At 72.2% G+C, this 14,399-nt stretch carries 9 protein-coding genes; 6 read left to right on the top strand and 3 right to left on the bottom strand.

Annotation, left to right across the window (positions count from 1 at the left end):
* Positions 1–120 precede the first annotated feature (120 nt).
* Positions 121–3,747: a transcription-repair coupling factor gene (gene mfd / locus R8Z57_RS00535; RefSeq protein ID WP_318351811.1), complete on the top strand. Its 3,627-nt coding sequence runs from the start codon at positions 121–123 to the stop codon at positions 3,745–3,747.
* A gap of 102 nt (positions 3,748–3,849) precedes the next feature.
* Here the strand turns inward: mfd and gdhA are convergent, their stop codons facing one another.
* Positions 3,850–5,208: an NADP-specific glutamate dehydrogenase gene (gene gdhA, locus R8Z57_RS00530; RefSeq protein WP_318351810.1), complete on the bottom strand. Its 1,359-nt coding sequence runs from the start codon at positions 5,206–5,208 to the stop codon at positions 3,850–3,852.
* 138 nt (positions 5,209–5,346) lie between these two features.
* Here gdhA and R8Z57_RS00525 point away from each other — a divergent pair, with 138 nt between their 5' ends.
* Complete coding sequence (locus R8Z57_RS00525) at positions 5,347–5,946, top strand: gamma carbonic anhydrase family protein (protein ID WP_318351809.1); 600 nt, start codon at positions 5,347–5,349, stop codon at positions 5,944–5,946.
* Between the two features lie 40 nt (positions 5,947–5,986).
* Positions 5,987–7,678 carry an MFS transporter gene (locus R8Z57_RS00520; RefSeq protein WP_318351808.1) on the top strand — a complete coding sequence of 564 codons (1,692 nt, stop codon included), beginning with the start codon at positions 5,987–5,989 and terminating at the stop codon, positions 7,676–7,678.
* Positions 7,679–7,735: 57 nt separating this feature from the next.
* Here R8Z57_RS00520 and R8Z57_RS00515 read toward each other — a convergent pair whose 3' ends face one another.
* Together R8Z57_RS00515 and R8Z57_RS00510 are read right to left on the bottom strand one after the other, a co-directional pair.
* Positions 7,736–7,903, bottom strand: coding sequence for a hypothetical protein (locus tag R8Z57_RS00515; protein ID WP_318351807.1), 168 nt, complete (start codon positions 7,901–7,903; stop codon positions 7,736–7,738).
* Between the two features lie 67 nt (positions 7,904–7,970).
* Positions 7,971–10,643, bottom strand: a complete 2,673-nt coding sequence (locus tag R8Z57_RS00510) for a phosphoenolpyruvate carboxylase (protein WP_318351806.1) — start codon at positions 10,641–10,643, stop codon at positions 7,971–7,973.
* A 170-nt stretch (positions 10,644–10,813) separates the two neighbouring features.
* Here R8Z57_RS00510 and nhaA point away from each other — a divergent pair, with 170 nt between their 5' ends.
* The 3 genes from nhaA (at position 10,814) to R8Z57_RS00495 (ending at position 14,312) form a co-directional block, all read left to right on the top strand.
* Entirely contained in the window at positions 10,814–11,974 is a 1,161-nt protein-coding gene (gene nhaA / locus R8Z57_RS00505; RefSeq protein WP_318351805.1) for a Na+/H+ antiporter NhaA, read from the top strand.
* On the top strand, positions 11,929–12,714 hold the full coding sequence (locus R8Z57_RS00500) for a MazG family protein (protein ID WP_378723318.1): 786 nt from the start codon (positions 11,929–11,931) through the stop codon (positions 12,712–12,714). The genes nhaA and R8Z57_RS00500 overlap by 46 nt, the downstream gene beginning before the upstream one ends.
* Positions 12,715–13,043: 329 nt before the next feature.
* Positions 13,044–14,312 carry a histidine--tRNA ligase gene (locus R8Z57_RS00495; protein ID WP_318352694.1) on the top strand — a complete coding sequence of 423 codons (1,269 nt, stop codon included), beginning with the start codon at positions 13,044–13,046 and terminating at the stop codon, positions 14,310–14,312.
* The last annotated feature ends 87 nt before the right edge of the window (positions 14,313–14,399 follow it).

Below are 14,399 nucleotides of genomic sequence, written 5' to 3'. Positions count from 1 at the left end.
GCGACTCATCCTAGGAGGGTCCGCGTCGGCCGCCGCGGGCGCGGCGCCCCACAGCGCGGCGTGCCGGGGTCGCCTCCTCCTGCGGGGCCCGGTGTCGGTGCCGGGTCGTAGACTCTTCCGGTGACAGTTCCCGGGATCGTGCGCGCCCTCGAGCAGGCTGAACCATTCCGAGACGCGGTGGCCGCGGCATCCGTCGATGCGGACTTCTCCCTCGTCGAAGGACTCGACGCGCCGCTGCTGGCAGCTCTCATCGAGCGTCGTCGCGCGGCGGGGCGGCCGCCGCTCGTGCTGCTCGTCGCGCCCACCGGCCGACGGGCGGAGTCGCTCGGTCCGGCCCTGGGAGCCCTGCTTCCCGGCGCCGAGGTCCTGCACTTCCCGGCGTGGGAGACGCTGCCGCACGAGCGGCTGAGCCCCAGCGCCGAGACCGTCGGCGCGCGGCTGGAGATCCTCGCCCGCATCGCGCGGTGGGATGCCCAGACGCCCCTGGTCGTGACGGCCTCCGTGCGCGGCGCGATCCAGCCCCTCGCGGCCGGCCTCGCCGACGTCCAGCCCATCGAGCTGGTCGTCGGGGGTCGCGGGCACGACCTCGGCGACGTGTCGACGCGGCTCGTCGAGCTCGCCTACCACCGCGTCGACATGGTCTCGCGCCGTGGCGAGTTCGCGGTGCGCGGCGGCATCCTGGACGTCTTCCCGCCGACGGCGCCGCACCCATTCCGCGTCGAGTTCTTCGGCGACGAGGTCGACCAGGTGCGCGCCTTCTCGGTGGCCGACCAGCGGTCGCTGCCGGGAGATGTGCGCGAGGTCACGCTGCTGCCCAGTCGCGAGCTGCTGCTGACCGACGCGGTGCGCGGCCGTGCGCGACAGCTCAAGGACGAGTTCCCGGGCCTCGCCGGCATGCTGGAGAAAATGGCCGAGGGCATCCCGGTCGAGGGCATGGAGTCGCTCCTTCCCGCCGTGGTCGACCGCCTCGTGACCCTCGTCGACTACCTGCCGGAGCACGCGGCGGTCGCCCTCGTCGACCCCGAGCGCGCCGTCACCCGCGCGATCACCCTCGGCGAGACGAACCGCGAGTTCCTCGACGCCGCGTGGAGCGCGGCCACGGCCGGCGCCAGCACGCCCGTCGATCTCGGTGCCGGCGACTTCCTCACCCTCCCCGCGCTGCGCGAGGCGACGCGGGAGCGCGGCGGCGTCTGGTGGACGCTGAGCGCCTTCGACTCGGGCCAAGCGGATGCCGCGGCCGACGGGCTGATCGACACCGACATCGACGTCGCGCTCGAGGCCGCCGCGGCGATCCGCGTGCCCGCCTCTGCCGTGCCGTCGTTCCAGGGCAACGTCGAGGGGGCGGTCGACCATGTCGGCGCACTGCTCGCGGACGGCTGGCGCGTCGTGGTCGCGGCATCCGGAACCGGACTCGTGGAGCGCGCACGCGACGTGCTCGCCGAGCGCGGCATCGCGGCGCGCAAGGTCGACGAGGTGCTGCAGGCGCCGGAGCCGGGCGTCGCGCACATCGTGCTGAGCGTGCTCGAGCGCGGATTCCAGGCGCCCGACGCGAAGCTCGCGGTGCTCACCGAGTCGGAGTTCTACGGCCGCACGATCGGCGGCGACAACCGCGTGGTCAAGAAGCTCGCGTCGCGGCGCAAGGCGGTCGTCGACCCGCTCAAGCTGACCGCCGGCGACTACGTCGTGCACGCGACGCACGGCATCGGCAAGTTCGTCGAGCTGACCCAGCGCGAGGTCTCCAGCGGCGGCCGCAACGCGGTCAAGAGCATGCGCGAGTACCTCGTGCTCGAATACGCGCCGTCCAAGCGCGGCTACCCCGGCGACAAGCTCTTCGTGCCCACCGACCAGCTCGACCTGCTCTCCCGGTACGTCGGCGGCGAGGCGCCGTCGCTGTCGAAGATGGGTGGCAGCGACTGGGCGCAGGCCAAGAGCAAGGCCCGCCGGGCGGTGCGCGACATCGCCGTCGAGCTCGTCAAGCTCTACTCCGCGCGCATGGCGGCCAAGGGGCACGCGTTCGGCCCCGACACCCCGTGGCAGCGCGAGCTCGAAGAGGCGTTCCCGTTCGCCGAGACGCCCGATCAGCTGCAGACGATCGACGAGATCAAGGCCGACATGGAGAAGCCGATCCCGATGGACCGGCTGCTGTCGGGCGACGTCGGCTTCGGCAAGACCGAGGTCGCCGTGCGAGCAGCGTTCAAGGCGATCCAGGACGGCAAGCAGGTGGCGATGCTGGTGCCGACGACGCTGCTGGTCAAGCAGCACCTCGAGACGTTCACGGAGCGGTTCGCCGGCTTCCCGGTCAAGGTGCGGCCGCTGTCGCGCTTCCAGACCGACAAGCAGGCGCGCGACACGATCGCGGGCCTCGCCGACGGCACGGTCGACATGGTCATCGGCACGCATCGGATCCTCACCGAGAAGGTGCTGTTCAAAGACCTCGGCCTCATGATCATCGACGAGGAGCAGCGGTTCGGCGTCGAGCACAAGGACCAGCTGAAGAAGCTCAAGACCAACGTCGACATCCTGGCCATGAGCGCGACGCCGATCCCGCGCACGCTCGAGATGGCGGTCACCGGCATCCGCGAGATGTCGACGCTGCAGACGCCGCCCGAAGACCGGCACCCGATCCTCTCGTACGTGGGCGCGCGCAACGACAAGCAGATCGCCGCCGCCATCCGCCGCGAGCTGCTGCGCGAGGGGCAGGTCTTCTACGTGCACAACCGCGTGCAGTCGATCCAGCGCGTCGCGTCCGAGCTCGCCGAGCTCGTGCCCGAGGCCCGCATCGCCGTCGCGCACGGGCAGATGGGTGAGCACCAGCTCGAGCAGGTCGTCGACGACTTCTGGGAGCGCAAGGCCGACGTGCTCGTCTCGACGACGATCATCGAGACCGGACTCGACATCTCGAATGCCAACACGATCATCATCGACCGCGCCGACAAGTACGGGCTGAGCCAGCTGCACCAGCTGCGCGGTCGCGTGGGGCGCGCCCGCGAGCGCGCGTACGCCTACTTCCTCTACGACGACATGAAGCCGCTGTCGGAGACCGCCGCCGACCGTCTCGAGACGATCGCCGTCAACAACGACCTCGGGTCGGGCATGCAGGTGGCGCTCAAAGACCTCGAGATCCGCGGCGCGGGCAACCTCCTCGGCGCCGAGCAGGCCGGCCACATCGCCGGGGTCGGCTTCGACCTGTACCTCCGCATGATCGGAGAGGCGGTCGCGACGTTCCGCGGCGAAGAGACCGAGGGGCCCACCGAGCTGCGCCTCGAGCTGCCCGTGCAGGCCCGCATCCCCGAGTCCTACATCGACAGTGAGCGGCTGCGCCTGGAGGCGTACCAGAAGCTCTCGGCCGCGGCATCCGTCACCGCATCGCCCGAGGCGATCGATCTGGTGGTCGACGAGCTCACCGACCGCTACGGAGAGCCGCCGGCCGACGTCGAGGGGCTGCTCGCGGTCGCCCGGCTGCGCCGCCGCGCGGCGCAGGCGGGGCTCGCCGACGTCGTGGCGATGGGACCGAACCTGCGCGTGGCGCCGGCGAACCTGCCCGACTCGATGCGCGTGCGCCTGCAGCGCCTGCACCCCAAGGCGAAGCTCGTCGCCGGGGGAGAGGCGATGGTGGTGCCGCTGCCGACGGCGGGCGGCGAGCCGCTGGGCGACGACGAGCTCATCGCGTGGGTCGCGCAGCTGATCGATCAGCTGTGGCCGGAGAAGAAGACGGATGCCGCGGCCGACGCCGCGGCGACGGCCTGACGCGAACGGGCCGGGCCCTGACGCGAACGGGCCGGGCGCCCCGTCGAGGGTTCGCCCGGCCTGTCGGCGGTCGCGGAGACCGTCAGCGGTCGGTGAGGACCGTCAGATGACGCCCTGCGCGAGCATCGCGTGGGCGACGCGCTCGAAGCCGGCGGAGTTCGCTCCGACGACGTAGTCGCCCGGGCGGCCGTACCGCTCGGCGGCGTCGAAGGCAGCCTGGTGCACGTTCGCCATGATCGCCCGGAGCTTGGCCTCGCTGTCGTCGAAGGTCCAGCGCTGACGCGCGGCGTTCTGGCTCATCTCCAGCGCCGAGGTCGCCACGCCGCCGGCGTTGGCGGCCTTGCCCGGTCCGAACAGCACGCCGGCCGTCTGGAAGAGCTCGACGGCCTCCGGGGTGGAGGGCATGTTCGCGCCTTCGGCGACGGCGCGCACGCCGTTCGCGATGAGCGCGCGGGCATCGTCGGCGTCGAGCTCGTTCTGCGTCGCCGACGGGATCGCGACGTCGACCGGCACCTGCCACGGACGCGCGCCCTCGAGGTACCGCGCACCGGGCCGGCGCGCCGCGTACTCCGAGATGCGGCCGCGCTCGATCTCCTTGATCTGACGCAGCAGGTCGACGTCGATGCCCGCGTCGTCGACGACCGAGCCGGAGGAGTCCGATGCCGTCACCGCCGTGGCGCCGAGCTGATGGGCCTTCTCGATCGCGTAGATCGCGACGTTGCCCGAGCCCGAGACACCGACGCGCTTGCCCGCGAGGCTGTCGCCGTGGACGCCGAGCATCTCCTCCACGAAGAACACGGCGCCATAGCCGGTGGCCTCGGTGCGGACCTCGGCACCGCCCCACTGCACGCCCTTGCCGGTGAACATGCCCGACTCGTGGCGGTTGGTGATCTTGCGGTACTGGCCGAAGAGGTACCCGATCTCGCGGGCGCCGACGCCGATGTCGCCGGCGGGCACGTCGGTGTGCTCGCCGAGGTGCCGGTACAGCTCGCTCATGAACGACTGGCAGAACCGCATGATCTCGGCGTCCGACCGGCCGTGCGGGTCGAAGTCGCTGCCGCCCTTGGCGCCGCCGATGCCCTGGCCGGTGAGCGCGTTCTTGAAGATCTGCTCGAAGCCGAGGAATTTGATGATCGACAGGTTGACCGACGGGTGGAACCGGAGACCGCCCTTGTACGGGCCCAGCACCGAGGAGAACTGCACACGGAAGCCGCGGTTCACCTGCAGGCGCCCGGCGTCGTCGACCCACGGCACGCGGAACAGGATCTGCCGCTCAGGCTCGACGAGACGCTCGAGGATGCCGCCGTCGACGAACTCGGGGTGCGCCTCGAGCACCGGGGTGATCGCCTCGAGCACCTCGTGCACGGCCTGCAGGAACTCGGGCTCGTTCGGGTTGCGCGCTTCGACGGTGTCGAGCACGAGCCGGATGGAGTCGGTGGAGGTGAGAGTCGCAGAGGGCATGGCGGTGGAGCTTTCGGAGCGGGGGAGCGGTGCGGCGCGGGCGGCGCCGTTTTCACCCTAACCGGCGGCTGCCGCACCGGTCGCGCGTGTGACAGGGGGCTACGCTGGCCCCATCCACGAACGCGGGAGGCAGGAACGATGAGGTTCGAGCACCTGGGGGCCCAGCCCCGCATCCACCCCGATGCGGTCGTCGCGTCGACGGCGGTGATCAGCGGCGATGTCGAGATCGGTGCCGACTGCCAGATCCTCCACGGCGCGGTCATCACAGCCGAAGGCGGTGCCATCACCCTCGGCACGAACGTCATCGTCATGGAGAACGCGCTGATCCGGGCGACCTCCACCAACCCGGTGCACATCGCCGATCACGTGCTCGTCGGGCCCATGGCGAGCGTCTCGGGCGCCGTCATCGAGGAGGAGGTCTTCCTCGCCACCGGCACCCGGGTCTTCAACGGCGCCCGCATCGGCGCCCGCAGCGAGGTCCGCATTAACGGCGTCGTGCACCTGCGCACCACGCTGCCGGCGGATTCGACCGTGCCGATCGGCTGGGTCGCCGTCGGCGACCCGCCGCAGATCCTCTCGCCCGACCGTCACGAGGAGATCTGGGCGGCGCAGCGCGAGCTCGACTTCCCCGGCTACGTCTTCGGGCTCGACCGCGAGACCCCCGACCTGATGGTGCAGCTCACCGAGCGCTACGGTCGCAGCCTGGCGCGCCACGCCGACGATCGCCGAGTGGACTGACCCCCTGGCCACGGCGCGGAGGCCGCCCTAGAGTCTTCGCATGGGGCTGCGGGGGAGCCGGGGCCGACTCGCCGAGGGCCTCGTCGTCTTCGCGAGCACATGGCGCAACGTGAGTCTGCGTCGCGCCCAGCTGAGCTTCTTCGCGATGTGGGGCGCGGAGTGCGCGTTCACCGTGGCGCTCAGCATCGCCGCATACGAGGCGGGGGGTGCGCTCGCGGTCGGGCTGGTGGGTCTCATCACGATGCTGCCCTCGGCCGTGCTCACGCCGCTGCTCTCGCCGCTCGCCGACCGCGGGCGTCGCGAACGGGTGCTCGTGGTGGTGTCGCTGATCCGCGGCGCGGCGATGGCGGCCGCCGCGGTGACCGTCGCGATGGGCGGTCCGATCGCGCTCGTCTTCGTGCTCGCCGCGGCGTCAGCGGTGCCGTCCACGCTCTTCCGCCCCGCACACTCCGCCCTGCTTCCCACGCTGTCGCACACCGGGCACGAGCTCGCCGGCGCCAACGTCGTGCGGGGACTCCTGGATTCGGCGGCGAGCCTCGTCGGGCCTCTCGTGGCGGCCGTGCTGCTCGCATTCTCGGACGTCGCGGTCGTGATCGCCGTCGCCTCCGCCGCGGCCTTCGCCGGTGGTCTGGTGGTGATCGGGCTGCGGTACGACGCGCCGGCCAAGGAGGCGCCGCCGCGGCGCCCGGCCCTGATCGCGGAAGCCGTCGAGGGCCTTCGCGCCGTCGGCCGCCGGCGCGACCTGCAGCTGATCCTCGCACTCGTCGCAGCGCAGACCTTCACCCGTGGCGCGCTCACCGTGTTCTCGGTGGTGGTGGCGATCGAGCTCCTCGGCATGGGGGAGTCGGGGGCCGGCGGGCTGATGGCCGCCTTCGGGGTGGGCGCGGTGATCGGGTCGCTGGCCGTCTCGATGCTCGTGAGCACGTGGCGGCTGGGCGGCTGGTTCGCGATCGGCGTCGCGGTCTGGGGCCTCCCCATCGCGCTGATCGGCCTGTTCCCGCAGCAGGCGACCGCCCTGTGCATGCTCGCTGCGGTGGGCGTCGCGAACGCGCTGATCGACGCGGCCGGGTTCACGCTCATCGGCCGGCTCACCCCCGACGCCGTGATGGCACGGGTGTTCGGCGTGCTGGAGTCGCTCGTGGCGGTCTCGATCGGCACGGGCTCGATCCTCGCGGCGGCGCTCATCGAGGCGATCGGCATCGCGCCGACGCTCATCCTCATCGGCTCGATCTGCCCCGTGGCAGCGCTCGCGGCGTGGTGGCCGCTGCGCCGGCTGGACCGGTCGGTCGAGGTGATCGACCGCGAGATCGGCCTGCTCCAGCGGGTGCCCATGTTCGATCCGCTGCCGCTGCCGGCGATCGAGCAGCTCGCGCGCGGCCTCGAGCCGGTGTCGGTGCCCGGCGGGCGGGTGGTGTTCTCGCAGGGTGACCCCGGCGATCGGTACTACGTGATCGAGTCGGGCGCGGCCGACGTGCTGGGCGACGGACGCGTCGTGGCGACCCTCGGGCCCGGCGACGGGTTCGGCGAGATCGCACTGCTGCGGCGCACGCCGCGCACCGCGACCGTCGTGGCGCGGACGCCACTGGAGCTGCAGACGCTCACCAGCGCCCGGTTCCTCGCCGTGGTCGTCGGCTTCACGCCCAGCGCCCGCGCGGCCGAGGCGAGCGTCGCGCGGGAGCTGGACCGCTTCTCACCGGACGAAGCCGCCGGTGGGCCGCCCGGCCCACGGTGACGGGCGCGACCGTGGTGAGCGGATGCCGCGGGCTGCGGCATCCGTCGATCTCGGAAGTCACTCCCAGACGAGCCCGCAGTCGCGGCAGCCGAACTCGAGGTCGACCCAGTGCTCGTCGACGACCGTGCGGCGCTCCCATTCGATCCGGAACCAGCGCGGCTCGGTCGCCCGCACATCGAGCGACCCGCATCCGGGACAGACTTCGGCGACGATCATGCCAGCCATGCGCGACACGGTACGCCGCCCCGCCGGCGATGACGGCAGCGACGCGCGGTTGTGCGCGGGCCGGCGATCAGCCGGTGTTCTGCAGGCCCGCGGCCACACCCGACACCGACAGCAGCAGTAGCCGCTGCAGCTCGGGGTCGACCGGCGCGCCCTCGGGGGCGTCGCGCAGGGCCCGCAGTGCGCGCAGCTGCAGCAGCGACAGCGCGTCGACGTAGGGGCTGCGCATCTTCACGGCGCGCTGCAGCACGGGCTTGTTGCCGAGGAGCTCGGTGCCGGCGGTCACGCGGACGACCCAGTCGCGGGTGAGCTGCATCTCGTCGCGCACCAGGGCGGCGAGATCCTCGCGGTCGCCGAGCTCGAGGTAATGGCGGGCGATGCGGTCGTCGGTCTTGGCGAGGCTCATGGCGACGTTGTCGATCAGCGTGCGGAAGAGCGGCCACTCCCGGTAGGCCTGCTGCAGCAGCGGCTCGTCGCCGACCCGCTCGAGCGCGGTGCCGAGGCCGAACCAGCCGGCGAGGTTGATGCGGGCCTGCGTCCACGCGAAGACCCACGGGATCGCGCGCAGGTCCTCGAGCGACTCGACCGACAGTCCGCGGCGGGCGGGTCGTGAGCCGAGGGCGAGCAGCCCGATCTCCTCCATGGGCGTCACCCGCGCGAACCAGGGCGCGAAGCCCGGCGCCTTGACGAGGGAGAAGAAGCGCTCGCGGGATGCCGCGTCCATCGTCGCGGCGACGCTCGCGTACTTCTCGGCCGCCGCGCGGTTGCGCTCCTCGTTCGAGGGTGCCGAGGCCAGCAGGATCGCCGCCGCGACCTGGTCGATGTGACGCATCGCGATGGCGGGGTCCCCGTAGCGGGCGAAGATGACCTCGCCCTGCTCGGTGAGTTTGAACCGGCCGTCGACCGAGTGCGGCGGCTGGGCGAGGATGGCGGAGTTCGCGGGCCCCCCGCCGCGGCCGAGCGCGCCGCCACGGCCGTGGAAGAGCGTCAGCTCGATGCCGCTCTCGTCCGCCCACGCGGCGATCTTCGCCTGCGCCTCGTAGAGGGCGAGGTTGGCGGCGACGGGTCCCACGTCCTTCGACGAGTCGGAGTAGCCGAGCATGACCTCCAGGCGCCGGCCGGTCTCGTCCAGGCGCGCGGCGAACTCGGGGTGCTCGACGATCTCGGCGAGGATCCGCGGGGCGGCCTGCAGGTCGGCGAAGGTCTCGAACAGCGGGATGACGTCCAGCACGGGCGGTGTGCCGTCGGGACCCACCGCGAAGCGCGCGAGCTTGTGCACGTTCGCGAGGTCGTCGGCGGACTGCGTGAACGACACGATGTACCGGCCGGCCGCCCGCGGGCCGTAGCGCTCCTGAAGGAATCCGATCGTGCGGATCACGTCGAGCACCTCTTCGGCGAGCTCGCTGCGCGGCGCACCCGACTCCAGCTCGGCCAGCACCTTGGCGTGCACGGCGGAGTGCTGGCGCACCTCGAGCTCGGTCAGGTGGAACCCGTAGGTCTCGACCTGCCACAGCAGCTGCTGCAGGTGCCCGTAGGCCTGCCGCGGGGCGCCGGCCTGCACGAGCGAGTCCTGCACGACGCGCAGATCCGCCAGGAGGTGCTCCGGGTCGCGATAGGCCAGGTCGGCGTCGCGGCGCCGCGTGGCGTCGATCTTGCGCGCGAGGAGCAGCAGGATGCGGCGGTGCGGCTCATCGGGCGAGCGCTTCGCGATGTCTTTCGCGGCGTCCTCGTCGGCCGCCTTGAGGCGCCGCCACAGCGCCACCAGCGCGTCGCTCGGGGGAGTGGTCGCGGCATCCAGCGTCAAGGTGCGGCCGATGCGGGCGGCCGTGCGCTCGAGTCCGAGCAGGACGTGCTCGCTGGCGATCGCGGACGCCTTGCGGGTGACGGATGCCGTCACGAACGGGTTGCCGTCGCGGTCGCCGCCGACCCACGAGCCGACGCGGACGAACGGACGCACGACCGGGGCACGACCCCCCGCAGCCGGACCCTGCAGCGCGTCGTCGACCCGGCGGTAGACGTGCGGCACCGCGGTGTACAGGGTCTCGTCGAAGACGGCCATGACCGCGCGAACCTCGTCGGTCGGCGATGGCTTCTCGGGGCGCAGCGGCGCGGTCCGCCACAGCGTGTCGATCTCTTCGAGCATGCGGCGCTCGGCGCGGCGCTCGTCGGCGCCGTTGCGCAGCGACGCGTCGCGCTCCTCGAGCAGCGACGCCAGCCGCCGGATGCTGGACGACACCGCGCGACGGCGCGCCTCGGTGGGGTGCGCCGTGAAGACCGGGTGGAAGCGCATGTTCTGCAGGTGCTGCAGGGCTGTGTCGTCGCCGACCTCGGCGGCGAGCCGGACGAACGCCGCGGCGACCGAGTCGGTCGCCTGCTCGCGGTCGGGGCGGCCGTCGCGCTCCCGCAGGATGCGCACCCGCTGGTGCTCCTCCGCGAGGTTCACGAGGTGGAAGTACGCCGTGAAGGCACGGGCGACCTCGTCGGCCCGCGCGATCGTGAACGAGTCGGCGATCGCCGCGGCCCGTGCGAAGGCCTCGGGTGTCTCGTCGGTGTAGGCCTGGATCGTCGCGGTGCGCAGGCGCTCCACATCCTCGTAGAGGCCCTTCGACCCGCTCTCGCGCAGCACCTGACCGAGGAGCGTGCCGAGCATGCGGACATCGCCGCGCATCTGCTCCGGAATGGCCTGCTCCGCCTCGAACCGTCCGACGAGGTCGATCGCTTCGGTGTGGGTGAGTTCGCGCATCTGTCCAGGCTAACCGCGCGATGATTCGCCGATGTCACAGCGGACGTTGTGTGACGACGCGTGCCCGGAGCTGCGCGGCGCGCGGGCGGCGTTGGCTAAGCTGGCGCGCGGAGAGCCGGGAAGTCTGGTCGGCGCGCCCTTGTCGACCCGCGAGTTCTCACGGAGGCCCGATGTCGCTTCTTCGCTCGGCCCGCTTTCCCGCCATCGTCCTGCTCGTCGCCGCAGCGCTCGGCCTCATCGTCGCCAATTCCGCGATCGGGCCCGCCGTGGACGATGCGATGCACGCCTATCTCGGCATCCCGGGGGTCTTCGAGCTCAGTCTGTCGCACTGGATCAAGGACGGACTGCTCGCGGTCTTCTTCTTCGTCGTCGCCGTCGAGCTGCAGTACGAGCTCACGAACGGGCAGCTGAACTCCGCCCGGAAGGCCCTCCAGCCCGCGATCGCCGCCGCCGGGGGCGTCGTGGTGCCGATCGCCGTCTACGCCGCGTTCGCCTGGGGCTCGGACGCCGCCGCCGGCTGGCCGATCCCCACCGCCACCGACATCGCCTTCGCCCTGGGCGTGCTCGCGGTCTTCGGCAAGGGGCTTCCCCCGGCGCTGCGCGTGTTCCTCCTCGCCCTCGCGATCCTCGACGACATCGTCGGCATCATCTTCATCGCGGTGCTGTTCACCACGGGCGTGAACTTCGCCGCGCTTGCCGGCGCGGCCGTCGCCGTGGTGGCGTTCGGCGTGCTGAGCCGTCAGCTCGACACGCGCGCCCGGGTGCCGGTCGCGATCGTGCTCGTGGTCCTCGCCGTCGCCACATGGGTGCTCACCTACGAGTCCGGCGTGCACGCGACGATCGCCGGGGTCGCGCTGGGGCTGGCCATGGCGCAGCGGCCGGCGCTGCGCGTGCGGCACGAGCTGGAGCCGTGGGTCAACGGCGTGGTGCTGCCGATCTTCGCGTTCTCGGCGGCCCTGGTGGCCATCCCATCGGTGCCGCTGTCCGAGCTCTCGCCCGCCTTCTGGGGCGTGCTGGTCGCGCTGCCCGTCGGCAAGATCGTCGGCATCGCCGTGTTCGGCTGGCTCTCGCTGCGTCTCGCGCATCGGGGCGGCACCGCTCCTCTCGCCTTCGGAGACCTCCTCGCCGCGGGGGCGCTGGGCGGCATCGGGTTCACGGTGTCGCTCCTGCTGTCCGAGCTCGCGTTCACCGACGAGCCGGCACTCCGCGATCAGGCGACGCTCGGCGTGCTGGCGGGATCGGTCATCTCGCTCATCGTGGCCGCGGTGCTCGTATCGTGGCGGGCATGGCACTATCGACGCCTCGCGACGACGGCTCCCGCGACGACATGAGCACGCCCGGCGGGGGTGAGACCTCCGACCCGCTGCGCGAGGCGGCCGACGTCATGCGCGCGGTGCGCGACCGCTGCGTCTGGACGCAGCAGATCGACCACCGCGCGCTCGTGCCCTACCTCGTCGAGGAGAGCGCCGAGCTGATCGACGCCGTCGAGGACGGCTCCCGCGACGAACTACGCGAAGAGCTCGGCGACCTGCTCTGGCAGGTGCTGTTCCACGCCGAGATCGCCTCGCGCGACGTCGACCACCCCTTCGACATCGACGACGTCGCCCGCGGGCTCACCGACAAGATGGTGCGCCGGCATCCGCATGTCTTCGGAGACGCCGTCGCGACGACGCCCGAGGAGGTGCTCGTCCACTGGAACGCCGCCAAGGCCGCTGAGAAGCACGAGCGCCGGTCCGTCCTCGACGGGGTGAGCGAGCGGATGCCGAGCCTCGCGCTCGCGCAGAAGCTCCTGTCGAAGGCGGCCCAGGCCGGCCTCGACCCCGCGAGAGTACAGCGGGCGGACGAGAGCGCGGTTGGTTCCCTACCCCTCGGCGACCAGGTGTACTCTCGCGGATCCGATGCCGGGCGACCGGAGTCGGAGGCCGAGCTCGGCGAGGCCCTGCTGGGGCTCGTCGCCACCGCCCGGGCGAACGGGTGGGACGCCGAGCGCGCCCTGCGCGAGCGCCTGCGCGGCCTCGAGCGCGACATCCGCGCCGCCGAAGCAGGCGACGTCCCGCCCCGCGGCCGCTGACCCGCACCCCGCACCCCGCACCCGGGGCGCGAGCGAGCGCCCCACACCGCACCCCTGCACCTCGCACCCGGGTACTTCGCACCCCGGGCCCCGCATCCCCGACCCGCACCCCGCGCCCGACCCGTCGAGATCGCATCATCTCGGCGAACGAGCACGTTGCGGGCGCCGACGACGTGCTGGCTCGCCGAGATGCTGCTATGTCGACGCAAGGGGGAGACCGCACCCGCACCCGCATTCGCATCAACACCCAAGCACCCCCGGGCGGCACGACGACCGCTGGCGCGACCTGAAAAGATAGGGGCGTGGCATCCGTGAACCCGCCGCGCGGCATGCGCGACTTCCTCCCCGCTGACAAGGCCCGTCGCGAGCGCGTGCTCGCCGTCATCCGCGAGCGCTATCGCGCGCACGGCTTCGATGAGATCGAGACGCCGGTCATGGAGGAGTACACGCGGCTGCACGCCGGCATCGGCGGCGACAACGAGAAGCTCGCCTACAACGTCCTCAAGCGCGGCCTCGACGCCGAGGCCATTCGCGCGGCCGCCGACGACCCCGCGGGACTCACCGACCTCGGCCTGCGGTACGACCTGACGGTTCCGCTGGCGCGCTTCTACGCCACCAACCGCGGGCAGCTGCCGTCGGTGTTCCGCGCGATCCAGATCGCGCCGGTCTGGCGCGCCGAGCGCCCGCAGAAGGGCCGGTACCGCCAGTTCGTCCAGTGCGACATCGACATCATCGGCGACCCGACGGCGCGCGCCGAGGCCGAGCTCGTCGTCGCGACGCTCGACGCCGTCGACGCGCTCGGTCTCGAGGGCGGGAGCGTCCGCATCAACGACCGGCGCGTGCTCGACTGGATGCTCGACAGCTTCGGCTTCGGCGCCGATGAGCGACCCGGCGTCCTCATCACGATCGACAAGCTCGACAAGATCGGCCCCGACGGCATCGTCGCCGAGCTGCGCGAACGCGGCGCCACCGCGACGGCGGTCGACGCCTTCGACGCGTTCCTGCGTCGCCCCATGACCCTCGAGTACAACCCGTACGGCGAGCGCCAGATCCGCAAGGCGCTGCCCGAGGGGGCGCCCGACGACATCGTCGCGCACCTCATCGGCATCGGTGAGGCTGTGGCGGCGGCGCGCGGCGGCGCGGAGCCGCTCGGCGACATCCCGCTCGTGTTCGACCCGTTCCTGGTGCGCGGCATGGGCTACTACACCGGCACGATCTTCGAGCTGGCGCACCCGTCGGTCGACTACTCGCTCGGCGGCGGCGGCCGCTACGACGGCATGATCGGCCGCTTCCTCGGCCAGGACGTGCCCGCGGTCGGGTTCTCGATCGGCTTCGAGCGCATCGTCGACCTGGTGGCGGAGGGGACGGATGCCGCGGCCCCGGCCGTCGTGCTGGTCCACGACCGTGACGTGCCACAGGCCGAGCTGCTCGCGCTCAAGGCCGGTCTCGTCGGCCAGGGCTCGCGCGTGCGCCTCGAGCAGCGGACCAAGAACCTCAAGGCGCTGCTCGAGCGGGCGGCAGCCGACGGCTACACCGCGTTCGCGACGGTCGCCTCGGGCACGACCCCGGCGTCGCTGGAGGTCAAGCCGCTCGCATGATCCGGTCGGGTGCAGAACTCCACGCATTCGGCGGCTGGACGGTGCATTCGCGCCCGGATGCGCTCTCAGCACGCGAGTTCCGTGGAG

It is taken from the genome of Microbacterium sp. M3, from assembly GCF_033548675.1.
Taxonomy (GTDB): Bacteria; Actinomycetota; Actinomycetes; order Actinomycetales; family Microbacteriaceae; genus Microbacterium; species Microbacterium arthrosphaerae.
The sequence above is the reverse complement of the archived record's forward strand: the minus strand, read 5'-3'. Positions and strand labels throughout refer to the sequence as shown.

Coding starts and splice junctions, on each gene's coding strand:
- gdhA (WP_318351810.1), bottom strand. CDS start 5,208: ATGCCCTCTGCGACTCTCACCTCCACCGACTCCATCCGGCTCGTGCTC.
- R8Z57_RS00525 (WP_318351809.1), top strand. CDS start 5,347: ATGAGGTTCGAGCACCTGGGGGCCCAGCCCCGCATCCACCCCGATGCG.
- R8Z57_RS00520 (WP_318351808.1), top strand. CDS start 5,987: ATGGGGCTGCGGGGGAGCCGGGGCCGACTCGCCGAGGGCCTCGTCGTC.
- R8Z57_RS00515 (WP_318351807.1), bottom strand. CDS start 7,903: ATGGCTGGCATGATCGTCGCCGAAGTCTGTCCCGGATGCGGGTCGCTC.
- R8Z57_RS00510 (WP_318351806.1), bottom strand. CDS start 10,643: ATGCGCGAACTCACCCACACCGAAGCGATCGACCTCGTCGGACGGTTC.
- nhaA (WP_318351805.1), top strand. CDS start 10,814: ATGTCGCTTCTTCGCTCGGCCCGCTTTCCCGCCATCGTCCTGCTCGTC.
- R8Z57_RS00500 (WP_378723318.1), top strand. CDS start 11,929: ATGGCACTATCGACGCCTCGCGACGACGGCTCCCGCGACGACATGAGC.
- R8Z57_RS00495 (WP_318352694.1), top strand. CDS start 13,044: ATGCGCGACTTCCTCCCCGCTGACAAGGCCCGTCGCGAGCGCGTGCTC.